The organism is Bacillus sp. FSL K6-1284 (assembly GCF_038002625.1).
In the GTDB taxonomy this organism is placed as follows: Bacteria; Bacillota; Bacilli; order Bacillales; family Bacillaceae; genus Bacillus; species Bacillus paralicheniformis.
In genome coordinates this window covers 3,746,496-3,770,189 of sequence record NZ_JBBOCW010000001.1, presented here as the reverse complement: position 1 = coordinate 3,770,189, position 23,694 = coordinate 3,746,496, and the positions used below count along the sequence as shown (strand labels likewise).

The 23,694-nt window shown below is 46.6% G+C and carries 23 protein-coding genes; 22 read left to right on the top strand and 1 reads right to left on the bottom strand.

Translation table 11 applies throughout. From position 1 onward, the window contains the following. Positions 1 to 8 precede the first annotated feature (8 nt). The 20 genes from fliS to MHB72_RS19250 all read left to right on the top strand — a co-directional run bounded on the left by fliS (position 9) and on the right by MHB72_RS19250 (position 21,803). On the top strand, positions 9 to 410 hold the full coding sequence (fliS, locus tag MHB72_RS19345) for a flagellar export chaperone FliS (RefSeq protein WP_020453103.1): 402 nt from the start codon (positions 9 to 11) through the stop codon (positions 408 to 410). Further along, positions 410 to 751: a flagellar protein FliT gene (locus MHB72_RS19340; RefSeq protein WP_216919434.1), complete on the top strand. Its 342-nt coding sequence runs from the start codon at positions 410 to 412 to the stop codon at positions 749 to 751. Before fliS ends, MHB72_RS19340 begins: the two co-directional genes overlap by 1 nt. 9 nt (positions 752 to 760) lie before the next feature. Then, positions 761 to 1,138 (top strand): hypothetical protein, encoded by a 378-nt coding sequence (locus MHB72_RS19335; protein WP_020453101.1) that lies wholly within the window; start codon positions 761 to 763, stop codon positions 1,136 to 1,138. A 231-nt stretch (positions 1,139 to 1,369) separates the two neighbouring features. After that, complete coding sequence (hpf, locus tag MHB72_RS19330) at positions 1,370 to 1,930, top strand: ribosome hibernation-promoting factor, HPF/YfiA family (protein ID WP_026580169.1); 561 nt, start codon at positions 1,370 to 1,372, stop codon at positions 1,928 to 1,930. 160 nt (positions 1,931 to 2,090) lie between these two features. Continuing rightward, positions 2,091 to 4,616 carry a preprotein translocase subunit SecA gene (gene secA / locus MHB72_RS19325; RefSeq protein WP_020453099.1) on the top strand — a complete coding sequence of 842 codons (2,526 nt, stop codon included), beginning with the start codon at positions 2,091 to 2,093 and terminating at the stop codon, positions 4,614 to 4,616. A gap of 62 nt (positions 4,617 to 4,678) precedes the next feature. Beyond that, a protein-coding gene (gene prfB / locus MHB72_RS19320; RefSeq protein ID WP_096748347.1) for a peptide chain release factor 2 occupies positions 4,679 to 5,780 on the top strand; the annotation gives its coding sequence in 2 pieces (ribosomal slippage) (positions 4,679 to 4,750 and positions 4,752 to 5,780; 1,101 coding nt in all). 202 nt (positions 5,781 to 5,982) lie between these two features. Further along, complete coding sequence (locus MHB72_RS19315; protein WP_436967729.1) at positions 5,983 to 6,837, top strand: YitT family protein; 855 nt, start codon at positions 5,983 to 5,985, stop codon at positions 6,835 to 6,837. 48 nt (positions 6,838 to 6,885) lie between these two features. Next, positions 6,886 to 7,212: a cytochrome c551 gene (gene cccB / locus MHB72_RS19310; RefSeq protein ID WP_020453096.1), complete on the top strand. Its 327-nt coding sequence runs from the start codon at positions 6,886 to 6,888 to the stop codon at positions 7,210 to 7,212. Between the two features lie 350 nt (positions 7,213 to 7,562). Continuing rightward, positions 7,563 to 8,249, top strand: coding sequence for a cell division ATP-binding protein FtsE (ftsE, locus tag MHB72_RS19305; RefSeq protein ID WP_003185670.1), 687 nt, complete (start codon positions 7,563 to 7,565; stop codon positions 8,247 to 8,249). Continuing rightward, complete coding sequence (gene ftsX, locus MHB72_RS19300) at positions 8,242 to 9,132, top strand: permease-like cell division protein FtsX (RefSeq protein ID WP_025810709.1); 891 nt, start codon at positions 8,242 to 8,244, stop codon at positions 9,130 to 9,132. The genes ftsE and ftsX overlap by 8 nt, the downstream gene beginning before the upstream one ends. Positions 9,133 to 9,224: 92 nt before the next feature. After that, the gene (locus MHB72_RS19295) at positions 9,225 to 10,475 is read left to right on the top strand and encodes a murein hydrolase activator EnvC family protein (RefSeq protein WP_035337775.1); all 1,251 of its coding nucleotides are present in this window, start codon (positions 9,225 to 9,227) and stop codon (positions 10,473 to 10,475) included. Positions 10,476 to 10,628: 153 nt separating this feature from the next. Next, positions 10,629 to 11,687 carry a tartrate dehydrogenase gene (locus tag MHB72_RS19290; RefSeq protein ID WP_020453093.1) on the top strand — a complete coding sequence of 353 codons (1,059 nt, stop codon included), beginning with the start codon at positions 10,629 to 10,631 and terminating at the stop codon, positions 11,685 to 11,687. A gap of 127 nt (positions 11,688 to 11,814) precedes the next feature. Beyond that, the gene (gene ctpB, locus MHB72_RS19285) at positions 11,815 to 13,233 is read left to right on the top strand and encodes a carboxy-terminal processing protease CtpB (protein ID WP_101561419.1); all 1,419 of its coding nucleotides are present in this window, start codon (positions 11,815 to 11,817) and stop codon (positions 13,231 to 13,233) included. A gap of 352 nt (positions 13,234 to 13,585) precedes the next feature. Beyond that, positions 13,586 to 13,939, top strand: a complete 354-nt coding sequence (gene swrA, locus MHB72_RS19280) for a swarming motility protein SwrAA (protein ID WP_003185659.1) — start codon at positions 13,586 to 13,588, stop codon at positions 13,937 to 13,939. A 273-nt stretch (positions 13,940 to 14,212) separates the two neighbouring features. Further along, positions 14,213 to 15,448 carry a PDZ domain-containing protein gene (locus MHB72_RS19275; protein WP_079289200.1) on the top strand — a complete coding sequence of 412 codons (1,236 nt, stop codon included), beginning with the start codon at positions 14,213 to 14,215 and terminating at the stop codon, positions 15,446 to 15,448. 125 nt (positions 15,449 to 15,573) lie between these two features. Then, positions 15,574 to 15,867, top strand: coding sequence for a DUF5316 domain-containing protein (locus MHB72_RS19270; protein ID WP_216919436.1), 294 nt, complete (start codon positions 15,574 to 15,576; stop codon positions 15,865 to 15,867). A gap of 118 nt (positions 15,868 to 15,985) precedes the next feature. Then, positions 15,986 to 16,219: a CsbA family protein gene (locus tag MHB72_RS19265; RefSeq protein WP_020453089.1), complete on the top strand. Its 234-nt coding sequence runs from the start codon at positions 15,986 to 15,988 to the stop codon at positions 16,217 to 16,219. Between the two features lie 183 nt (positions 16,220 to 16,402). Next, positions 16,403 to 18,388, top strand: a complete 1,986-nt coding sequence (uvrB, locus tag MHB72_RS19260) for an excinuclease ABC subunit UvrB (RefSeq protein WP_025810713.1) — start codon at positions 16,403 to 16,405, stop codon at positions 18,386 to 18,388. 7 nt (positions 18,389 to 18,395) lie between these two features. Then, positions 18,396 to 21,269 carry an excinuclease ABC subunit UvrA gene (gene uvrA / locus MHB72_RS19255; RefSeq protein ID WP_216919438.1) on the top strand — a complete coding sequence of 958 codons (2,874 nt, stop codon included), beginning with the start codon at positions 18,396 to 18,398 and terminating at the stop codon, positions 21,267 to 21,269. 141 nt (positions 21,270 to 21,410) lie between these two features. Beyond that, entirely contained in the window at positions 21,411 to 21,803 is a 393-nt protein-coding gene (locus MHB72_RS19250) for a VOC family protein (protein WP_199792208.1), read from the top strand. Here MHB72_RS19250 and MHB72_RS19245 read toward each other — a convergent pair. Continuing rightward, entirely contained in the window at positions 21,800 to 22,030 is a 231-nt protein-coding gene (locus MHB72_RS19245) for a hypothetical protein (RefSeq protein ID WP_023856371.1), read from the bottom strand. The genes MHB72_RS19250 and MHB72_RS19245 overlap by 4 nt on opposite strands. Positions 22,031 to 22,244: 214 nt before the next feature. Here MHB72_RS19245 and MHB72_RS19240 point away from each other — a divergent pair, with 214 nt between their 5' ends. Next, positions 22,245 to 22,571, top strand: a complete 327-nt coding sequence (locus MHB72_RS19240; protein ID WP_020453085.1) for a DUF4870 domain-containing protein — start codon at positions 22,245 to 22,247, stop codon at positions 22,569 to 22,571. Between the two features lie 25 nt (positions 22,572 to 22,596). Next, positions 22,597 to 23,691 (top strand): DUF4097 family beta strand repeat-containing protein, encoded by a 1,095-nt coding sequence (locus MHB72_RS19235; protein ID WP_020453084.1) that lies wholly within the window; start codon positions 22,597 to 22,599, stop codon positions 23,689 to 23,691. Positions 23,692 to 23,694: the final 3 nt, after the last annotated feature.

Here is a 23,694-nt window from a genome sequence, read left to right as displayed (position 1 = left end):
GATCAACAATGGCTTTAAACAACCCGTATGCAGCTTATCAGCAAAATTCAATCAACACGGCGACCCCTGGAGAATTGACGCTTATGCTATTTGATGGCTGCCTTAAATTTATGAAGCTGGCGAAACAGGCGATTGAACAAGAGGATATGGAAACGAAAAATACGAACCTTGTTAAAGCTCAAAAGATTATTCAGGAGCTCAATATCACTCTTGACCGGAAAGTCGAATTGGCCGCATCAATGGGGGCAATGTACGAGTATATCCACCGCCGCCTGGTTGAAGCCAACATTCGCAATGACAAAGATATCGTGACGGAAGTCGAAGGGTATGTTAAAGATTTACGCGATGCCTGGAAGCAAGCGCTTCAAATCGAACGGCAGGGCCGGTTCGGATCGGGCGGGCTGGCATAATGGAAAAGATTGAGCTGCTGTACAGCGAAACAAAACATATGCTCGCTCAAATAAAAGACGCCCCGGAAAGTGATGAGCTGGTTCAGGCAATCGAAGCTTTTCTTGAAAAACGCGATGGCTTGATCAAGGAGATCAAGCCGCCTCTTTCTGAGACAGAAAAGCAGCAGCTGCGGCAAGTGACGGATATGGAGCCATTGCTCATGGCCGAACTGAAAAGGCTGCAGCAGACTGTCAAACATGAGCTGCTTCAGGCGAAGCAGAAGCGAGCCATGCATCATTCCTATATCAATCCGTACGCCAACATGACGATTGACGGCACATATTATGACAAGCGCAAATAGGTGATCGCTTTGACAAGCACCGACGATTACATGCTCTTAACGACTTATTATCAGCTTTTGTTTACGATTGAAGAGGGGTTTTGCTATTTAATAGAAGCGAATCAAGATTTGGCGAAGACAGAAGGAGAGCGGATTTTTAACGATTTAATCTATGCTTTTTTTCAGTTGGATTCGTCGCACGCTGTATTGCTGTCGATTTTGGAGACAAGCTGTGCCAAATCTTCGATTCGTTTTTTTGACAGAGTCTTCCGTGAGTTTGACAGTCTGATTTATTACAATTATCCGTCTGCTGAATTTCAGCATGACTTAACCCATCATTTTTTACCGCTTTATCGGGAATGGATGAAAACGATCCACCAATGCATGAGACCTTACGTTATCCATTGACGGCATACACCTGACAGGTGTATGCCATATTTTTTAAAAAGCAAAAATGGCGTTCTGATTTTATTCGCATGTGAATATATTTAAGATTTAATAAAGGGGTTCAAATGACAGGAGACAATCTTCGTCAAAATTCACGGATTTTTCACATAATTTTTACGTTTATGCAGGAATTCAGCAGGGAAAAGACGAAATGTATTTACATATCCTTAATATAAAGGAGGCGTTCTTTTGATGGAGTACAACGTCAGAGGAGAAAACATTGATGTAACACCAGCGTTAAGAGAACACGTCGAGAAGAAAATTGGAAAGCTTGAGCGTTATTTTGAAAATAACGTTGATGCGATTGTTCACGTCAACTTGAAATTCTACAACGATCAGGAATCTAAGGTGGAAGTGACAATTCCAATGACAGACCTCTCTCTCCGTGCGGAAGTTCACCACGAAGATATGTACAATGCAATCGATCTCGCAACGAACAAACTGGAACGTCAAATTCGCAAGCACAAAACAAAAGTGAACCGGAAGTTCCGCGAAAAAGGTTCTCCGAAGTATGTTTTTGCCGAAGAAAACGGCATCGGAACGGCCGTGCAGGATGACGCTGAGGATGAACAGCCGCAGGTTGTCCGTCAAAAGCGCTTTAATTTAAAACCGATGGATAATGAAGAAGCGATTTTACAAATGAATATGCTTGGACACAGCTTCTTTGTATTCACGAACGCCGAAACCAATCTGACCAATGTGGTCTACCGAAGAAACGACGGAAAATACGGTTTGATCGAACCGAACGAATAAATATATCAAGTCCCCTCCCGGATCTTCCGCAGAGGGGATTTTTTCCGTTTCCCCGCGGTAAATTGTTTGGAAATGACAAAAGGTATGATATGATATTGCATATATAAAAATTACTGTTTACTCATACTTAAACAAGGAAAATAAAGAGGAGCGTTATTCTATGCTTGGAATTTTAAATAAAGTGTTTGATCCGACAAAACGCACGCTCAGCCGTTATGAAAAGAAAGCGAACGAGATTGATGCGCTCAAGGCAGATATAGAGAGGCTTTCAGACGAAGCTTTGAAACAAAAGACAATCGAGTTCAAAGAGCGCCTTGAAAAAGGCGAAACAGTTGACGACCTTTTGACTGAAGCGTTTGCCGTTGTCAGGGAAGCTTCCCGGCGCGTGACAGGCATGTTCCCGTTTAAGGTTCAGCTGATGGGAGGCGTTGCCCTTCATGAAGGGAATATCGCCGAAATGAAAACGGGGGAAGGTAAAACGCTGACGTCCACAATGCCCGTTTATTTGAACGCTTTGTCAGGGAAAGGCGTTCACATCGTGACGGTCAACGAATACCTGGCGAGCCGCGATGCTGAAGAGATGGGAAAAATCTATGAATTTCTCGGGCTGACAGTCGGCTTAAACCTGAACAGCCTTTCAAAAGACGAGAAGCGTGAAGCCTATGCAGCCGATATTACGTACTCTACGAATAATGAGCTTGGCTTTGACTACTTGCGCGACAACATGGTGCTTTATAAAGAGCAGATGGTTCAGCGTCCGCTTCATTTTGCAGTCATCGATGAAGTCGACTCGATTTTGATCGATGAAGCAAGAACGCCGCTCATCATTTCTGGACAAGCGGCCAAATCCACAAAGCTGTACGTTCAGGCCAATGCGTTTGTCCGCACGTTAAAAGTGGATCAGGACTACACATACGATGTGAAAACAAAAGGCGTTCAGCTGACTGAAGAAGGGATGACAAAAGCCGAAAAGGCATTTGGCATCGAAAACTTGTTTGATGTCCGCCATGTTGCCTTAAACCATCATATTGCCCAGGCGCTTAAAGCCCATGCGGCGATGCATAAAGACGTCGATTACGTCGTCGAAGACGGCCAGGTCGTTATCGTCGACTCTTTCACAGGCCGTCTGATGAAAGGCCGCCGCTACAGCGACGGGCTCCACCAGGCCATTGAAGCGAAGGAAGGACTTGAGATCCAAAATGAGAGCATGACGCTCGCGACGATCACCTTCCAGAACTATTTCCGCATGTATGAAAAATTGGCAGGGATGACGGGTACGGCAAAAACGGAAGAAGAAGAATTCCGCAACATCTACAACATGCAGGTTGTAACGATTCCGACCAACAAGCCGATCGCCCGTGATGACCGCCCGGATTTAATTTACCGGACCATGGAAGGAAAATTTAAAGCTGTTGCAGAGGATGTCGCCCAGCGCTATATGGTCGGTCAGCCGGTTCTTGTCGGTACGGTTGCGGTTGAAACATCTGAATTGATTTCAAAGCTGCTTAAAAATAAAGGCATTCCGCATCAGGTGTTAAACGCGAAAAACCACGAGCGGGAAGCCCAGATTATCGAAGATGCCGGGCAAAAAGGCGCGGTCACCATCGCGACCAACATGGCGGGACGTGGTACGGACATCAAGCTTGGCGAAGGCGTAAAAGAGCTTGGCGGACTGGCCGTTATCGGTACAGAGCGCCATGAATCACGGCGGATTGACAACCAGCTGCGCGGACGTTCAGGCCGTCAGGGGGACCCTGGTATCACCCAATTTTATCTTTCCATGGAAGATGAATTAATGAAACGCTTCGGTGCAGAAAGGACGATGGCGATGCTTGACCGCTTCGGAATGGACGATTCGACGCCGATTCAGAGCAAGATGGTTTCAAGAGCGGTCGAATCTTCACAGAAGCGTGTGGAAGGCAACAACTTTGATGCCCGTAAGCAGCTCCTGCAATACGATGACGTGCTCCGCCAGCAGCGTGAGGTCATCTATAAACAGCGCTTTGAGGTCATCGATTCCGACAACCTCCGCTCCATCGTCGAAAATATGATTAAAGCTTCACTTGAGAGGGCTGTTGCTTCATACACGCCAAAGGAAGATCTGCCTGAAGAGTGGAATCTTGAAGGCCTTGTCGAGCTTGTAAATGCGAATTTCCTTGATGAGGGCGGAGTGGAGAAAAGCGACATTTTCGGAAAAGAGCCTGAGGAGATTACAGAGCTCATTTATGACAGGATCAAGACGAAATACGATGAGAAAGAAGAGCGGTACGGCTCTGAACAAATGCGCGAATTTGAGAAAGTCATCGTTCTCCGCGAAGTGGATACGAAATGGATGGATCACATCGATGCGATGGATCAGCTGCGTCAAGGAATTCATCTGCGCGCTTACGCTCAGACAAACCCGCTTCGCGAGTATCAAATGGAAGGCTTTGCAATGTTTGAAAACATGATCGCGGCCATCGAAGATGATGTAGCCAAATTCGTCATGAAGGCTGAAATTGAAAACAACCTTGAGCGCGAAGAGGTCATTCAAGGACAGACGACAGCCCATCAGCCGAAAGAAGGCGATGAGGAAAAACAAGCGAAGAAAAAACCGGTCCGCAAAGCGGTGGATATCGGACGCAATGATCCTTGCTACTGCGGGAGCGGAAAAAAATATAAAAACTGCTGCGGAAGAACAGAATAAAAAGAGGTGCACGCCTCTTTTTATTTTGAACAGGCTGAAATCTATGATGAGGTGAAAGAATAATGGAATTGGCAGAAATCAGACAGGAACTTGAAAATATGGCTACTCGATTAGCGGACTTCAGGGGGTCTCTTTGACCTCGAAACAAAGGAAGCAAGAATCAGCGAATTAGACGAGCAGATGGCTGACCCTGACTTTTGGGGAGATCAGCAGAAAGCGCAGACGATCATTAATGAAGCGAATGCGTTAAAAGATTATGTCAACACGTATAACAAGTTGAGCGAATCTCATGAAGAACTGCAAATGACACACGATCTTTTAAAAGAAGATCCTGACCAAGACCTGCAAAATGAACTGGTCAGCGAGCTGAAAAGCTTAACAAAGCAATTTAACGAATTTGAGCTGCAGCTATTGTTAAGCGAGCCGTATGATAAAAACAATGCGATTCTTGAGCTTCACCCGGGAGCCGGCGGCACCGAATCACAGGATTGGGGTTCAATGCTTCTCAGAATGTACACCAGGTGGGCAGAGCGCCGAGGATTTAAGGTGGAAACCCTTGATTACCTCCCAGGGGATGAAGCAGGAATCAAGTCTGTCACTCTCCTGATCAAAGGACACAATGCCTACGGCTATTTAAAAGCCGAGAAAGGCGTACACAGGCTCGTCAGAATTTCTCCGTTCGACTCATCAGGGCGCAGGCACACGTCGTTTGTGTCTTGTGATGTCATGCCTGAATTCAACGAAGAAATCGACATTGAGATCCGTACGGAAGATATTAAAGTCGATACGTACAGGGCAAGCGGCGCCGGCGGGCAGCACGTCAATACGACAGACTCCGCCGTCAGGATCACCCACCTGCCGACAGGCGTCATCGTCACTTGCCAAACGGAGCGCTCACAAATTAAAAACCGCGAACGTGCCATGAAAATGCTGAAGTCGAAGCTGTATCAGCGCAGAATCGAAGAGCAGCAGGCACAGCTTGACGAAATTCGCGGCGAACAAAAAGAAATCGGCTGGGGAAGCCAGATCCGCTCATACGTTTTCCATCCGTATTCCCTAGTGAAGGATCATAGAACGAACACGGAAATGGGGAACGTGCAGGCGGTTATGGACGGAGACATTGACTCTTTCATCGACGCATATTTGCGTTCAAAGCTTTCCTAAATTTGAGAAAGACACATCCATATTGTGAGATGTGTCTTTTTTTTTGCGGGTAAATCCGCCTGGATATGTTCAGCCTAAGCCGTAAGAAGCTTTGTCCCTCTGCCGCTTTATCCGATTAATACGTTATTTGGCTGTTATTTACTTACAATAAGCTAAATGCTATACTCTCGATTGGTAACGAATCGTGCGGAGGATGACAGATATGAATATGGATAAAACGAGACATCAATTGTTTGCGGTGTTGCGTGACTACGGCTATATCCTGTTTGGATCAGCTGTCGTCGCTATGACATTTAATATGTTTCTGCTTCCCAACCGGATTGCAGCCGGCGGAGTCAGCGGCATCAGCACCATTTTGCAATCATTCGGCTTTGAAGCTGCCTATGTGCAATGGGCATTTAATATTCCTTTATTTATTGCCGGGATTCTCATACTCGGAGGAAAATTCGGCATTAAAACGCTTGTCGGGTCTGTTTTTCTCCCCTTTATCGTATATATGACACGGGACATTGCTCCGGCGACAGAGAATCCGCTCTTAGCCGCCATTTTCGGCGGTGTCGGCATCGGAGTTGGTATCGGGATGGTCTTTCTCGGAAGGGGTTCTACAGGCGGGACTGCGCTGGCTGCGCAAATCATTCATAAGTACACCGGGCTTTCGCAAGGCAAATGTTTGGCGCTGATCGACGGAACGATCGTCCTGTCGGCGATGTTTGTTTTTAACATCGAACAGGGACTGTATGCTATGCTTGGCGTTTATATATCAAGCAAAACCATCGATGTTATCCAGGTCGGGCTGAACCGTTCCAAAATGGCGATGATCATTACCAACCGGGAAGAGGAAGTTCGACATGCGGTACTGAATAAAATTGACAGAGGGATTACGAAAATATCAGCGGTCGGGGGCTATACAGATGATGAGCGGCCCATTTTGATGTGCGTGGTCGGCCAGACCGAGTTCACAAAGCTGAAACAACTCGTGAAACACATTGATGAGTCTGCATTTGTCATTGCAATGGATGCTTCAGAGGTGTTTGGCGAGGGTTTTAAACGCGCGTAATCGAGGTTATAATAAAGGTTGACTTGTTAAAGGAGCTGACTTAAAAAAATGAAAATGAAGCTGTTTACTCTGTTTATGGCTGTTTCTTTTGTGCTGGCTGCCTGCGGGGGCAATAACAATGAAAGCAAAGAGAAAAACACAGGCGGGCAAGCAACTGCAACGGACGGGGAAGAGATTTACCAGCAAAACTGCACAGGCTGCCATGGTAAGGATTTGTCCGGCGGTTCCGCCCCGAGCTTGAAAGAAGTTGGCGGCAAGTATAAGGAAAGCGAAATTAAAGACATTGTAGTCAACGGCCGCGGCGGAATGCCTGGCAATCTTGTAGACGAAAAAGAAGCTGAAGCGGTCGCGAAGTGGCTTTCAGAGAAAAAATAAGAATGCCTTGCCGGTCAGGAGGCGAAGAGAACCTTCTTCACATTCGGGTGAAAAAGGTTCTTTTTTTGTTGAAAAGGCCTTTATGCCTATTAAAGAACGAAGAAAAACAAGTTCTTTTATCTCAGAAAAGGCCCAAAGTACAAATTTTTTGTCTGATTTTGCGTTTTTCCTATAACTTATGTCGGCATTGAAACAAAACTGTAATATCATTTTGTCTAATCTTGACGTATAATGGGTGTTGTTGAAAAAGGGCTTGGATCAATACCATTTACCGTGAATTTAGCAGGACACAAAACGACATGTCCTTTCGAAGAGTATGACCGTATAAACATAGAAGATTAGGTGATTACATGATCGAAATAAAAGATGTATATAAGACTTATTCCAACGGGGTCTCGGCGCTGAACGGAATAAGCATCTCTATATATCCCGGGGAATTTGTTTATGTTGTAGGACCGAGCGGAGCAGGAAAATCAACCTTCATTAAGATGATTTACCGCGAAGAAAAGCCTTCCAAAGGGAAGATTGTCATAAACAATAAAAATTTGGCGCAGCTCAAAGAAAAAGAGATTCCTTTTATCAGAAGGAAAATCGGCGTTGTATTCCAGGACTTTAAACTGCTGCCAAAGCTGACGGTGTTTGAAAATGTTGCATTTGCTTTAGAGGTCATCGGGGAGCGTCCAGAGGTGATCAGAAAAAAAGTGCTTGAAGTGCTTGATCTTGTCCAGCTGAAGCACAAAGCAAGGCAATTCCCTGATCAGCTGTCCGGGGGAGAACAGCAACGGGTTTCAATTGCACGGTCAATCGTCAACGACCCTGATGTCGTGATCGCTGACGAGCCGACGGGAAACCTTGACCCTGAGACGTCTTGGGAAATCATGAAGACGCTCGAAGAGATCAACAACCGTGGAACAACAGTCGTTATGGCGACTCATAACAAAGAAATCGTAAACACCATGAAGAAACGGGTCATCGCAATCGAAGACGGGGTCATTGTGCGTGATGAAGCTAGAGGGGAGTATGGTTCTTATGATTAGAACTCTCGGACGGCATTTGCGCGAGAGCTTAAAATCTCTCGGGAGAAACGCGTGGATGACTTTCGCATCCATCAGTGCTGTAACTGTAACACTTATCTTGGTCGGCGTGTTCATGGTCATCATGCTGAACGTATACAATATGACATTAAAAGCCGAACAGGAAGTCGAAGTCAAAGTGCTTGTTGACTTGACGGCCAACCAGGACCAAAAAAATACATTGGAAAAAGAAATAAAAAAAATACCGGAAATCAGCAGTGTCAAATACTCATCTAAAGATGAAGAGCTGAAAAACCTGAAAGACAGCTTTGGGGAAGACGGGAAATTCTTTGCAATGTTCGAGCAGGAAAACCCGCTGAACGATGCATTTGTCGTAAAAACAAAAGACCCTCAAGACACACCGAAAGCTGCCAAGAAGCTTGAGAAGCTGACCAACGTCTATAAGGTGACATACGGGCAGGAGCAGGTAGACCGCCTGTTTAAAATCAGCGGTGTCACCAAAATAATCGGGATTGCATTGGTTGTCGGCCTGCTGTTTACGGCGATGTTTTTAATCTCTAATACGATCAAAATCACGATTTTTGCAAGACGCAAAGAAATCGAGATTATGAAACTTGTAGGCGCGACAAACTGGTTCATTCGCTGGCCGTTCTTCATTGAAGGTCTGCTCTTAGGCGTATGCGGTTCTATCATTCCGATCGCTATTTTGCTCGGAACGTATCATCATGCCGTTCAGTGGATCGCTCCGAAAGTTCAGGGCACATTCATACAGCTCTTGCCGTACAATCCGTTCGTCTTCCAAATTTCAGCGATCCTTGTGCTGATCGGAGCCGTTATCGGTGTATGGGGAAGCTTGATGTCGATTCGCAAATTCTTAAAAGTTTAAACCGGCGCTCTCGCCGGTTGTATCATGTTTAAAGCTGGGATGCCTGCAAAGCGCCGGGCTCCCTTGATTCTGAAGGCAAGGAGGAACCAAGGTTGAAAAGAAAGCTTATGACGCTGGGGCTGACCGCTGTGCTCGGATCGTCGGCAGTGCTGATCCCCCTAAAAAGCAACCATGCTTTAGCTTATGAAGACTTGGAGAAAAAAAAGAGCGACGTTCAAAGCAAAAAATCTGAAAACGAGTCAAAACTCGAAAAAAAGAAACAGGAGCTTTCAAAGCTTGAATCAAAAGAAGCAGGCCTGAAAAGCGAGATCGAGAAAATCGACCGTCAGATGACGAACACGAATGAAAAGCTGGAAAAGAAAAACGAAGAAATCGACCAAACAAAGAAAAGCATTGAAGAGCTGAAAAAGCAAATCAAAAAGCTTAAAGAAAAGATTGAAAAACGCAATAAAATATTGAAAGACCGGGTTCGCTCCATGCAGGAAAACGGCGGTTCCGTTCAATACATAGATGTGCTTCTCGGATCGAAAAGCTTTGGGGATTTCATCAGCCGTGCGGGTGCGGTTTCGACAATTGTCGAAGCTGATAAAGACCTGATGGAAGAGCAAAAGCGCGATCTTCAGCTTGTTGAGGAAAAGGAGACAAAGCTGAGCAAGGATCTTGAAAGCCTTGAAAAAGCGCTCAAAGACCTGGAAGATTTAAAAAAGACGCTCGACAAGCAGCAAAAAGAGAAAGCAAACGTCATGAAAAAAGTGAAGCAAGATAAAGATCATGCGCATGAAGAACTTGGTTCACTCGAAAATGAAGCAGAAATTTTAAAGCGTCAGGATGAAGCGATCAAAGCTGAAGAGGCGCATCGGAAAAAGCAGGAAGCTGAAGCGAGCCGCCGGGCTTCAAGCGGCCAATCGGAAGCCTCTTCTTCTAAACCGTCGGCACCAAGCAGCTCAGGCTTTATCCGTCCTGCTTCCGGCACATTTACTTCCGGGTTCGGAAATCGTTCGCTCGGGAATCACTTCGGCGTAGATATCGCCAAGCGCGGTTCAGGTGTTCCGATTCATGCGGCAGCCGCCGGAACGGTCTATAACGCCCATTACTCGTCCAGCTACGGCAATGTTGTGTTTATTACCCATAATATCAACGGGCAAACATATCAGACGGTCTACGCTCACATGTCTTCGATTAAAGTGCAGACAGGCCAGCGTGTTGAACAGGGACAAGTGATCGGAACGATGGGAAATACAGGCCAATCCTACGGGCAGCATCTTCACTTTGAAATTCATAAAGGCCTTTGGAACAACGCGAAATCCAATGCTGTTGACCCGGCCAATTATATACCGCTTTAAAAATGAAAGCCGATTCGTCCGGAAATGGACCGAATCGGCTTTTTGTTATTTAATCGAGATGCTTCAAAATTTGTTCTTGTCAGAAAATAACACAAGGTATAGAATGAAAGTGACATCTGTCGACAGTCGACTATTTGAATAGGGGATGATCTAATGAAAGTATTCAACATTGCCAGCATACCCGGTGACGGAGTAGGAAAAGAAGTCGTACCTGCTGCACAGCGAGTTTTGAAAGCGGTTTCTGATGTTCACGGAGGACTCTCATTTCGGTTTACGGAGTTTCCATACAGCTGCGAGTATTATTTGGAACACGGGGAAATGATGCCCGATGACGGTATGGAGCAGCTGAAAGAGTTCGACAGCATCTTCCTTGGAGCGGTAGGAAACAGCAAGCTTGTCCCCGACCATATTTCCCTATGGGGGCTGCTCATTAAAATCCGCCGCGAATTTGAACAGGTCATCAATGTTAGACCTGCGAAATATTTGCAAGGAATCAAGTCTCCGCTGGCCAATCCAAAAGATTTCGATCTTCTTGTCGTCAGGGAAAACAGTGAAGGGGAATACAGCTCGATCGGAGGCAGAATCTTCAGAGATGAAGATGAAATCGCCATCCAAAATGCCGTTTTTTCAAGAAAAGGGGCGGAGAGGGCGATGCGCTTTGCATTTGAGTTGGCGGCTAAACGGAAAAAGCATGTCACAAGCGCAACAAAATCGAACGGAATCGTATATTCAATGCCTTTTTGGGATGAAGTCTTTGCGAACACGGCAAAAGACTACCCTGGCATTACCGCTGATTCGCAGCACATTGACGCGCTGTCGGCCTTTTTTGTAACGAAGCCGGAGAAGCTTGACGTCATTGTTGCCAGCAACTTATTCGGTGATATTTTGACCGATATCGGGGCGGCGATTATGGGGAGTATAGGCGTGGCGCCGGCCGCCAATATCAATGTAAACGGCAAATATCCGTCCATGTTTGAGCCTGTGCACGGCTCTGCCCCGGATATTATCGGCAAAGGAATTGCAAACCCGATCGGCCAAATTTGGACGGCTAAAATGATGCTTGATCATTTTGGAGAAGAAGAACTCGGTGCCAGATTGCTTGACGTGATCGAAGACGTTCTAAAAAGCGGTTACTTGACGCCTGATATCGGCGGTTCAAGTACGACGGATGAAGTGACAGAAGAAATCATCAAGCGTGTGAAGACTATATAAGCAAAAGCTGCCGGCAATCCGGCAGTTTTTTTGCTGTGAATGGAAAATCGATTACATGATACGGGCGGTTTTTGCGCATAATACTTCAAGCAACAAAACATAGTGCAGGCAGAAGAGGAGGTATAGGATGAATCAGAAGATTGCACGGCTCATCATTGCGCTCAGCCTGTTATGCGGCTTGGTAACAGGCGCCGGTCCGATTCCGTTTCATGATGCCGTTCCAAAAGCATCAGCGGCTGCCGCCAGAAACGAATTGGAGAAAATTGAGAAAGCATATGACCTGATTTCAAATGAATATGTAGAGCAGGTCGACAGGGAAAAGCTGTTGGAAGGAGCCATACAGGGCATGCTTTCAACATTGAATGACCCATACTCGGTTTATATGGATAAACAGACGGCAAAGCGGTTTTCAGATTCCCTTGATTCCTCTTTTGAAGGAATCGGCGCAGAAATCGGAATGGAAGACAGGAAAATCATTATCGTTTCTCCTTTTAAACAGTCTCCGGCAGAGAAAGCCGGATTAAAGCCGAACGATGAAATCATCAGTATCGACGGCGATTCCATGGCCGGAATGGATTTGAATGACGCCGTATTAAAGATCAGGGGCAAAAAAGGGTCGACGGTTACGCTGAAAGTTCATCGGCCCGGCATGAAAGATCAGCTGACATTTACGATTAAGCGCGATGAAATTCCGCTGGAAACGGTATTTGCTTCCATTAAAAAAATACAGGACAAACCTGTCGGCTATATCGCAATATCTTCCTTTTCCGAACATACGGCAAAAGATTTTACTGCTGAACTGAAAAAGCTTGAGAAAAAGGGAATAAAAGGGCTCGTTTTGGATGTAAGAGGCAATCCGGGCGGATACTTGCAAAGCGTTGAAGACATTTTAAAACATTTTGTGACAAAAGATCATCCATATATACAAATCGCCGAAAGAAACGGAAATAAAAAACAATACTTCTCAAAATTAAAAGAGAAAAAACCATATCCTGTGAGCGTGATTACGGACAAGGGCAGCGCTTCAGCGTCGGAAATTCTTGCAGGTGCATTAAAAGAAGCCGAGGGTTACGACGTGGTGGGCGATCCTTCCTTTGGAAAGGGAACCGTCCAGCAAGCGGTTCCGATGGGAGACGGAAGCAATATTAAGCTGACGCTGTATAAATGGCTGACGCCTAAAGGGAATTGGATCCATAAGCAGGGAATTCAGCCGACCGTTCCAGTCGCCCAGCCTGCATATTTCTCGGTGGGGCCTGTACAGCTGAAGGAGCCTCTCAAGCCGGATATGAACAACAATGAAATTAAGCGGGCACAGCACCTGCTGAAAGGACTCGGGTTTGTCCCCGGCCGGGAAGACGGCTATTACAGTGAAGGCACAAAAAAAGCCGTCATGGCGTTTCAGGCTGAAAACAAGCTGAAACAAACGGGCATCATTGACCAAAAAACGGCAAATACAATGAACCTGCGGATTGAAGAGAAAAAGATGAAAGAAAAGAACGATCTTCAGCTGCAAACCGCATTAAAAGTGCTGTTTAATAAAAAGTGAGGACACAGAATGTCCTCACTTTTTTTATTCTCAGAAAATAAATTCTCAATCTTTTTACCTAAAATTTTTGTTTTTTCATAAAAAAAACATTCATAATGAATAGAATTGACCCGATAACATAAGTGTATGGGAGACTTTATAAGGATGTAAAGATGCAGTAAAAATGTAACTTTTGCAAGTTGTATAACTAAGGAAAACTTTTTAAAATAGAACCAAAGCTTTTTCAAGAATTATAATGTGTGCATTTTTTTTGCGGAGAATGTTAGCGCGGTTTGCGTTCTTCGTCTCTGTTGGTGGAGTCGTCTGACGCTTGCGCTTTTCTTATATATAAATAATAAATGGGGGTACACGATTGAAAAGGGCAAGTATTGTGAGAGAGAAAAAATACTATGAATTAGTGGAGCAGTTAAAAGTTCGATCACAAGACGTTACGTTTTCCGCTACAAAGGCAGTAGGGTTGCTTATGCTGTTCAGCAGATACCTCGTAAACTACACTTCGGTCGAAAGTGTGGAGGATATCAATGAGGATTGCGCGGAACTTTATTTCAACTACTTGATGGACAACCACAAGCGGCTCGGCATCAATCTGACCGATATCAAGCGGTCAATGCAGCTGATAGGAGATATTCTAGATGTCGAAGTCAATCATTACCTGAAAGACTTTTCTTTGTCGAATGTGACGCTTTGGATGAGCCAGGAGAAATAAACCTCACGTTTACCATACCCAAGCATTTTATTATTTGTTAGAATAATAATAAAATGCACCAGCTTGCCTAAAGGTGCCAGCATTTGTCGTCACGAATGCGCTTAAAAAGCACCGGCGTTAAAGCATCATGACGAAAGTTTCTGCGGCTGACGGCTCAGGCATCCCGCCTGAACGGCCGCACGTCATTTCCTCGTGCCGACGCTTTAGACAAGCTGGGTTTCCCTAAAATATCCAACGTTAAAAAGCTGCCGTATTTAAGGCGGCCTGAAATGCTTGGCTGAGGCGGTGAACGTTCCCTTGTCAGTTGAAGAAAGCTTAATTGAACTTTTAAAAGGAGCAGGATTGTTTTTTCTGCACCCGCTCTTCTATTTTATGATGATCATGAGTCTTGCTTACGGCTATGCCCGGATCAAACGTGAAAGAAAGACGTTTCATACGCGTATTGAAGATATTTATGACGAGTTTAAGTTTACATATTCTAAAGGACTCTTGGCGGGACTCGTGCTGTCCATTGTTTCGTTCGGCTTAGGGCTGTATCTGCCGATGGGTATGCTGGTTTTAATAGCGGCGGTCAGCGTTGCCGCAGCTTTAACTTTCAGACAGAGTCTGCTGTCAGCGGCATATACGCTTGGCGTGAGCATCGTCGCCGGTTTATGTATCGAATACACCGGTTTCGGAGCGCTTGACGAATTACTTCCGCAGCTGTCCCTCGCGAATTGGCCGGCTGCTGCCGTCTTGCTCGGACTTCTGTTGGTAGCGGAAGGAGTGCTCGTCTACAAAACGGCACATATCAAAACTTCCCCTGCGATCGTTATGAGCAAAAGGGGGCTCCCGATCGGCCAGCAGATTGCGGGCAGAACCTGGCTTTTGCCGTTGTTCATTCTCATTCCGGGACATGCGATCGAATCATCGGTTCCGTGGTGGCCCGTTCTGTCATTTAACGGAGGCTTTGAGCTCCTCTGGATTCCTTATTTCATCGGCTTCGGCCAAAGAGTTCAAGGATCGCTTCCGATTGAAAGCATTAAAATTACAGCGAAGCGCATCAGCGTGCTTGGTATTATCATTCTGCTGCTCGCGGCCGGAAGCGTATGGTGGACGCCGCTTGCCGCTCTTGCCGCCGGAGCGGCGATCGCAGGAAGGGCCTTTTTATCATGGAAACAGCGGATGAACGATAATTCCGCCCCTTTCCATTTTTCAAAGAGAGACCAGGGGCTCGTGGTGCTCGGCATTATTCCGAACACGCCGGCAGCCGATCTCGGTCTCAAGATCGGCGAAATCATCACGAAGGTTAACGGGATTTCAGTGAAAAATGCGGCGGACTTCTACGAAGCGCTTCAAAAGAACCGTGCTTTCTTCAAACTTGAAGTCGTCGGTTTAAACAATGAAATTCGTTTTGAACAAAGAGCTTCATATGAAGGAGAGCATCATGAGCTTGGCATCATCTTTGTAAAAGAAGAGGATGCGGCGATGAAGCACGCTGAGGCAGCCGCCTCACAAGAAACAGAATAATTGATGTTAATAAAGCGCCGCTTTTTCGGGCGCTTTTGCTTTTCCTTTTGGGGAATCTTTTTGGTTGTCTTTTACAAAACGTTCCGCTAGGATGATGGATAGAACTGATTGAAGGAGAATGATTGATGAAAAAGGCTTTTCTCGCCGGTGTTTTTGTTTGTTTGATAGCTGTATTGATTTCGGCTGCGGCCGGGGATTGGACGTTGATTTTCAAAGTTTCGGGATCCGCCGGACTAGGCGCAATTCTGCTGTCTGCTTTATGTTCCGGCGTATTTGTCAGCGGTGACCGGTTCAGGGGAAATCACGATTCGGAAACGAAGGAGCACAGGGAGTGGAACGGCAAACTGGCAAACGCACTCGCTGTTTTCGCCATGCCGAACCTCCTGGCAGCCGGAATCTCGTTCTTTTTCGCCTTTTAACGTCTGATTCCGAATAACGCGGCATGATAATGGACAAAATGAATGAGTGTCCATGTTTGTCCGTTTCTTTGTTCTTTAATATAATCGAATAAGATCAAGAAACGTGAGGAGGGTTTTTGTGTTTACAAAAGCCGTTTTTGCACTGATATTTCCTTTCTTGCTTGTCTTGTTTTTTACAAGGGTGACCTATAACCATTACGTCGGGATTGCGCTGACCGCAGCGCTGTTGTTCGCTTCATATTTAAAAGGTTATACGGAAACCTTTTTTATTGTAGGACTTGATATCGTCTCGCTCGTGGCCGGTTCACTCTATGCGGCGAAAAAGGCGGGTGAAAAGAAGGAAGACTCATAGAAATCGTAAGAATGATTGCCGTAAAGCCCTGCTTTTGATGACAAAAAGGAGGGGTTTTTTGATAGATCAGGAAGGGCCGGCTTTTGTGGGAAAACACAGAAACCGAACTTTAGTTCGTATTTTTACTTCGGGTGTGTTAAAATAATAAGCAGGAAGATTTCGTAAAGAAACGGAGGCTTTTTTGTGAAAGACCGCTTTGAATTAGTCTCGAATTATCAGCCCCAGGGGGATCAGCCGAGAGCGATTGATCAGCTTGTCAAAGGAATCAATGAAGGCAGAAAGCATCAGACGCTTTTGGGGGCGACCGGTACAGGAAAGACGTTTACGATGTCAAACGTGATTAAAGAAGTCAACAAACCGACTCTCGTCATCGCCCACAACAAAACGCTCGCCGGACAGCTGTACAGCGAGTTTAAGGAATTTTTCCCAAACAACGCAGTTGAATATTTTGTCAGCTATTATGACTATTACCAGCCTGAAGCTTACGTGCCTCAGACTGATACATTTATCGAAAAAGATGCCAGCATTAACGATGAGATTGATAAATTAAGGCACTCTGCCACGTCTGCTCTTTTTGAACGCAAAGATGTCATCATTGTGGCGAGTGTTTCTTGTATTTACGGCTTGGGTTCCCCGGAGGAATACAGGGAACTGGTGCTCTCGCTCAGAGCGGAAATGGAAATCGAGCGAAATGAGCTGCTCAGAAAGCTCGTTGACATCCAATATGCGCGGAATGATATCGACTTTCAGCGCGGAACATTCAGGGTGCGCGGCGATGTCGTCGAGATTTTCCCGGCTTCAAGGGATGAGCACTGCATCCGGGTTGAATTTTTCGGGGACGAAATCGAACGGATCAGGGAAGTGGATGCCCTGACAGGCGAAATCTTAGGGGAGAGGGAACACGTCGCGATCTTCCCGGCTTCCCACTTCGTCACGCGGGAAGAAAAGATGAAGAAAGCGATCATAAACATTGAAGAGGAGCTGGAAGAGCGCCTTAAAGCGCTTCGTGAAGAAGGCAAGCTCCTTGAAGCCCAGCGTCTGGAACAGCGGACGAGATACGATTTGGAAATGATGCGCGAAATGGGTTTTTGCTCGGGCATCGAAAACTATTCAAGACATTTGACGCTTCGTCCGGCAGGTTCGACTCCATATACGCTGCTCGATTACTTTCCGGACGATTTCCTGATGGTCATAGACGAGTCGCATGTCACCATGCCGCAGATCAGAGGAATGTACAACGGAGACCAGGCGAGGAAACAGGTTCTCGTCGATCACGGATTCAGGCTCCCTTCCGCTTTGGATAACCGTCCGCTCAGGTTTGAAGAGTTTGAAAAGCACATTCACAACATCGTGTATGTGTCGGCTACGCCGGGCCCTTATGAACTTGAGCATACGCCTGAAATGGTAGAGCAGATCATCCGGCCGACGGGGCTGCTCGATCCGATCATTGAGGTAAGGCCGATTGAAGGGCAGATCGATGATCTGATCGGCGAAATCCAGCAGAGAATCGAGCGGAATGAACGCGTCCTCGTCACTACGCTGACGAAAAAAATGTCCGAGGATTTGACGGATTATCTGAAAGAAATCGGAATCAAGGTCACGTACCTGCATTCCGAGATTAAAACGCTGGAGCGGATCGAGATCATACGCGACCTTCGCCTCGGCAAGCATGACGTTCTCATCGGCATCAACCTGCTGAGGGAAGGACTCGATATTCCGGAGGTTTCACTTGTCGCCATCCTTGATGCAGACAAAGAAGGCTTTTTGCGGTCTGAGCGTTCGCTCATTCAAACAATCGGCCGCGCCGCCAGAAATGCCGAAGGCCGCGTGATCATGTATGCCGACAAAATCACCAACTCAATGGAAATCGCAATCAATGAAACGAAGCGCCGCCGCGAACAGCAGGAGGCCTATAATGATAAACACGGCATTACGCCGAAAACGATCAACAAAAAGATCAGGGACGTCATCCGGGCAACTCATGCTGCTGAAGAGCAGGAAGAATATCAAGCAAAAGAGGAGCCGAAGCTTTCGAAGATGACGAAGAAAGAGCGGGAAAAAGTGATCGCTCAAATGGAAAACGACATGAAGGAAGCCGCAAAAGCGCTTGACTTTGAACGTGCCGCTGAGCTTCGCGACTTGCTCCTAGAGTTAAAATCGGAAGGATGAATGGAGAATGGCAACGAAACGAATTGAGGTGAAAGGTGCAAGGGCCCACAACCTGAAAAATATCGATGTCTCTATTCCGAGGGACCAGCTTGTCGTGCTGACAGGTCTTTCGGGATCAGGGAAATCATCCCTTGCGTTCGATACGATATATGCAGAGGGGCAACGGCGCTATGTCGAGTCTCTCTCCGCATATGCCCGCCAGTTTTTAGGACAGATGGACAAACCCGACGTCGATGCGATCGAAGGCCTGTCGCCGGCGATCAGCATCGATCAGAAAACGACGAGCCGGAACCCCCGGTCGACAGTCGGAACGGTGACGGAAATCTATGATTATCTCCGGCTGCTGTTTGCCAGAATCGGAAAGCCGGTCTGCCCGGTTCACGGCATTGAAATTACCTCGCAAACGATCGAACAGATGACGGACAGAATTTTGGAATATCCCGAGCGCACGAAGATCCAGGTGCTCGCGCCGATCGTCTCGGGAAGAAAAGGTTCGCACGTGAAAGTGCTCGACCAAATCAGAAAACAAGGCTATGTGAGAGTCCGGATCGACGGCGAAATGAACGACCTCTCAGAAGACATCGAGCTCGAAAAGAATAAAAAGCATTCGATTGAAGTCGTCGTCGACCGTATCGTTATAAAAGAAGGAGTAGCAGCTCGTCTCACAGACTCGCTCGAAACGGCGCTCCGCCTCGGTGAAGGCCGCGTGATCATCGATGTGATCGGACAGGAAGAGCTGCTTTTCAGCGAACATCATGCCTGCCCGCACTGCGGTTTTTCAATCGGTGAACTGGAGCCGAGAATGTTCTCTTTCAACAGCCCGTTCGGCGCGTGTCCGAGCTGCGACGGCCTCGGGTCCAAGCTGGAAGTCGATGTAGAGCTCGTCATTCCAAACGATGAGCTGTCGCTAAAGGAGAATGCGATTGCACCTTGGGAACCGCAAAGCTCCCAGTATTATCCGAAGCTGCTTGAAGCGGTATGCAGCCATTATGGAATCGATATGGATGTTCCGGTCGGGGAGCTGCCGAAGCACCAGCTTGAAAAAATCCTTTACGGCAGCGGAGATGAGCAGATTTATTTCAGATATGAAAACGACTTCGGACAGGTCCGGGAAAACTACATTGAGTTCGAAGGCGTCATCCGCAATATCGAAAGGCGCTATAAAGAAACGAGCTCTGATTACGTTCGTGAACTGATGGAAAAATACATGGCCAATCAGCCGTGCCCTTCATGCAAAGGCTATCGTCTGAAAAAGGAATCCCTCGCCGTGCTGATAAACGGCCTTCACATCGGCAAGATAACCGAAATGTCGGTTTCTAACGCCCTTCAATTTTTCCGTGAACTTGAACTTTCGGAAAAAGACATGAAGATCGCCAACCTCATTTTGCGGGAGATTAAAGAGCGCCTTGGATTTTTGAACAATGTCGGGCTTGACTATTTGACGCTCAGCCGTGCCGCCGGCACTCTGTCGGGAGGAGAAGCGCAGCGGATCAGGCTTGCAACGCAAATCGGCTCAAGGCTGACCGGTGTCCTCTACATTCTTGATGAGCCGTCAATCGGTCTTCATCAGCGCGATAATGACCGCCTGATTGATACGCTCAAAAACATGAGGGATATCGGAAACACCTTGATCGTCGTCGAGCATGACGAGGACACGATGCTTGCCGCCGACTATTTAATTGATATCGGACCCGGCGCGGGCGTACACGGGGGAGAAGTGATCTCTGCCGGAACACCGGAAGAAGTGATGAACGATGATCAATCGCTGACAGGGCAGTACCTCTCAGGGAAAAAATTCATTCCTCTTCCTGCCGAGAGAAGGAAGCCTGACAACCGTTTTATCGAGGTAAAAGGCGCAAAGGAAAACAACTTGAAAAATGTTTCCGTGAAGTTTCCGCTCGGCGTGTTCACAGCTGTCACCGGGGTATCGGGATCAGGGAAAAGCACGCTCGTCAATGAAATTCTCCACAAAACGCTGGCTCAGAAGCTGCATCGGGCGAAGGCAAAACCGGGAGAATACAAAGAAATAAAAGGAATCGAGCACCTCGATAAAGTGATCGACATCGACCAGTCTCCGATCGGCCGGACGCCGAGGTCAAACCCGGCCACATATACCGGCGTGTTCGATGACATCCGTGACGTGTTTGCCCAGACGAATGAAGCGAAAGTCAGAGGATACAAAAAAGGGCGCTTCAGCTTTAACGTCAAAGGCGGGCGCTGTGAAGCCTGCAAAGGCGACGGAATTATCAAAATCGAGATGCACTTCCTGCCCGATGTATACGTTCCTTGTGAGGTTTGCCACGGAAAGAGATACAACCGTGAAACGCTTCAGGTCACATACAAAGGTAAAAACATTTCTGACGTGCTTGAGATGACGGTCGAAAATGCCGTTCAATTTTTTGAGAACATCCCGAAAATCAAGCGCAAGCTGCAGACCCTCTATGATGTCGGGCTTGGCTATATTACGCTCGGACAGCCGGCTACAACGCTTTCCGGGGGAGAAGCGCAGCGGGTCAAATTGGCATCTGAACTTCATCGCCGTTCAACGGGAAGATCACTCTATATCTTGGACGAGCCGACGACAGGACTGCATGTCGATGATATCGCAAGGCTTTTGGCCGTTCTGCAGCGCCTGGTCGATAATGGAGATACCGTGCTTGTAATCGAACACAATCTCGATATTATAAAAGCAGCTGATTATTTGATCGATTTGGGCCCTGAAGGAGGAGACGGCGGGGGGACGATCGTGGCCTCCGGACCGCCCGAAGAAGTCATGAAAGTTGAAGGGTCATATACCGGCCATTATTTAAAACCGATCATTGAACGCGACAAAAACAGAATGAAAAAGCGGCTTCAGGAAAAAGAAGCTGTCAGACCGTAAATAACATGCTGCCGATCTCACGTCGGCGGCTTTTTCAATGGCCGAATGATCAGCGGCAAGCTTTGTTCAAAAGATTTTCATTGCTCTTTTATTCAATAGCTGTTATAACGTAAAAAACAAACCATAAAGGGGGATGGGGTGATGAAGATCGATCGGATTGATCATCTGGTCCTGACGGTCAAAGACCTTGAAGCGACATGCGAATTTTACAGCCGTGTGTTGGGGATGGATGCGGTCACTTTTAGAGAAGGAAGAAAAGCGCTGACATTCGGCAGGCAAAAAATAAACCTCCACGAGGCCGGAAAAGAATTTGAGCCGAAGGCACAGCACCCGGTGCCCGGCTCCCTGGACCTGTGTTTCATCACAAATACAGGCATTGATGATGTGATCCGTCATCTGGAAGGGCTGTCCATTCAGATTGAAGAAGGCCCCGCAGAGCGGACGGGCGCTGAAGGACCGATCGTTTCGGTGTATATCAGAGATCCCGACGGAAATCTGGTTGAAATATCAAACGAACTTCGTGAGAACGTTTAACGCTCAGTTCGGCTGATGTGTTTGGCCGCTTCAATCATACTGTTTAAAATGTGGGTGCTGCTGCTGTTCAGCAGAACCTTTAAATAGCGGATTTCGCTGGAAAGCGGAGGAGCGGAGTTGATCGCTTCCAATCGGTTCACGATCTCCTGATTCATCCTTTTTTGTTCCTGAATCAGACTAAGAAGCTGGGAGGCGGATGAGGTGTGTACTTCCGATTTCTGTTTCATAACGCTCGCTCCTTTTCTTTGGCTTTGCCACATATTTTAAAGGGTTATAAAAAAAGAATCTATTCATAAAATCTAAAAAAATCAATTCGCGAAGTTTGACGCACGCCGATCGAATGAAAATGAAACCTAAAGGCCAAGATACACGTAAACTGAGTATAAGGTCACTGTACATTAGACTCACAAGAACGCTTTACATCGATAAGGAGTGTTTTGCATGACGAGAAACAACGCACTGATTTCTGCAATTTGTTATTTTAGCGTTTTTTTTGCCCCGCTTATTTTGCCAATCGCTGCGTATTTTATAACAGATGATCAAGAAACGAAAAAGCATGCGATGCGTTCGCTTATTTCGCATATTATTCCGTTTATAAGCGTAGTCATATTGGCAGCAGGCGCGATCAGCGGTTCGCTTATCTTTAATGACGGCGGTTATTTGGCGGTCATTTTCATGGTCGGAGGTTTTGTTTTTTTCGGGATCATCAGCTTGATTATTGTGGTCTGGAACGTTGTTCAAGGGATTAAAATGCTGACTCAGGCCTAAAAGAAGGAGAACGGGGGAGCTTTTCATGAAGCATGAGAAAGAGCGAATTTTAAAATTGGTCGAGGAAGGAAAACTGTCTGCGAAAGAGGCGCTGATCCTGATCGAAAAACTTGAAGAAGACTACAGAGAAACGGAGAGCAAGGTGACAGCTCTGTCTGAAAATGTCATTGATGCGGAAGACTTCTACAGCGAAAAGAAAAAAGAACCGAAGCCTTCAATCGGTTCCAAACTGTTCGAATGGATTGATACCGCTGTAAAAAAAGTGAAAGAAGCAGACCTGGATTTGAATTTCGGGCACTCGTTCGAGGTTCAGCATATATTCCAGTTCAAAGACTCCGATTTTTCGACTCTGGATATTCAGCTTGCCAACGGCAGCGTCAACCTTGTACCATGGAACGATTCCGACATCAGAGTCGAATGCCAGGCAAAAGTGTACCGCGCCGAAAATCAGGATGAAGCAAGGCAGGCTTTTCTCCAGCATATCGACTGCGGTGTGGAAGGCGATAAGTTCACGATCCGCACGGAGAAAAAAACAATGAAGACCAACCTTACCGTCTATATACCGGACAAAGAGTACGGCAAAATCCGCTTTAAGCTGTTTAACGGCCCGGTCAGAGGGGAACATTTAAACGTAAAAGAGCTGTCCGCCAAAACGACGAACGGCGTGCTGTCGTTCTCTGCTCTCACGGCAGGAAAAGCTTCATTGGAAACTGCAAATGGGCAAATCAAACTCGCCGACCATACTTGCGGAGAGATTGAAGCGGAAACCATCAATGGATTGATCGATCTTAAAGGTTCATGCGATGCACTTGACCTGCAGAGCTTTAACGGTAATATTGCTGCAACAGTCAAAAATCCGCACTGCCGGACGGCATACGTGAAAACAACGACTGGAAGCGTAGAGCTGAATGTTCCCCGGGACTGCGCTGTGACAGCGGAGCTGAAAAGCAATCTCGGTTCTCTGTCTCATGATCTGTCAGATGCGGAAATTTTAAAAGAAAAAAACGAGACAATCCAGAAAGAAATGTATCTAAAAGCAAATCAAAATCATGATCATAGCATGACTGTTTTTTTGGAATCGAAGACAGGATCGATCCATTTAAACCATACACAGGAGTGATAC

What these genes read in the sequence shown, in the direction of transcription:
- fliS (WP_020453103.1), top strand. Translation starts at nt 9, where the DNA reads ATGGCTTTAAACAACCCGTATGCAGCTTATCAGCAAAATTCAATCAAC.
- MHB72_RS19340 (WP_216919434.1), top strand. Translation starts at nt 410, where the DNA reads ATGGAAAAGATTGAGCTGCTGTACAGCGAAACAAAACATATGCTCGCT.
- hpf (WP_026580169.1), top strand. Translation starts at nt 1,370, where the DNA reads ATGGAGTACAACGTCAGAGGAGAAAACATTGATGTAACACCAGCGTTA.
- secA (WP_020453099.1), top strand. Translation starts at nt 2,091, where the DNA reads ATGCTTGGAATTTTAAATAAAGTGTTTGATCCGACAAAACGCACGCTC.
- MHB72_RS19315 (WP_436967729.1), top strand. Translation starts at nt 5,983, where the DNA reads ATGAATATGGATAAAACGAGACATCAATTGTTTGCGGTGTTGCGTGAC.
- cccB (WP_020453096.1), top strand. Translation starts at nt 6,886, where the DNA reads ATGAAAATGAAGCTGTTTACTCTGTTTATGGCTGTTTCTTTTGTGCTG.
- ftsE (WP_003185670.1), top strand. Translation starts at nt 7,563, where the DNA reads ATGATCGAAATAAAAGATGTATATAAGACTTATTCCAACGGGGTCTCG.
- ftsX (WP_025810709.1), top strand. Translation starts at nt 8,242, where the DNA reads ATGATTAGAACTCTCGGACGGCATTTGCGCGAGAGCTTAAAATCTCTC.
- MHB72_RS19290 (WP_020453093.1), top strand. Translation starts at nt 10,629, where the DNA reads ATGAAAGTATTCAACATTGCCAGCATACCCGGTGACGGAGTAGGAAAA.
- ctpB (WP_101561419.1), top strand. Translation starts at nt 11,815, where the DNA reads ATGAATCAGAAGATTGCACGGCTCATCATTGCGCTCAGCCTGTTATGC.
- MHB72_RS19270 (WP_216919436.1), top strand. Translation starts at nt 15,574, where the DNA reads ATGAAAAAGGCTTTTCTCGCCGGTGTTTTTGTTTGTTTGATAGCTGTA.
- uvrA (WP_216919438.1), top strand. Translation starts at nt 18,396, where the DNA reads ATGGCAACGAAACGAATTGAGGTGAAAGGTGCAAGGGCCCACAACCTG.
- MHB72_RS19250 (WP_199792208.1), top strand. Translation starts at nt 21,411, where the DNA reads ATGAAGATCGATCGGATTGATCATCTGGTCCTGACGGTCAAAGACCTT.
- MHB72_RS19245 (WP_023856371.1), bottom strand. Translation starts at nt 22,030, where the DNA reads ATGAAACAGAAATCGGAAGTACACACCTCATCCGCCTCCCAGCTTCTT.
- MHB72_RS19240 (WP_020453085.1), top strand. Translation starts at nt 22,245, where the DNA reads ATGACGAGAAACAACGCACTGATTTCTGCAATTTGTTATTTTAGCGTT.
- MHB72_RS19235 (WP_020453084.1), top strand. Translation starts at nt 22,597, where the DNA reads ATGAAGCATGAGAAAGAGCGAATTTTAAAATTGGTCGAGGAAGGAAAA.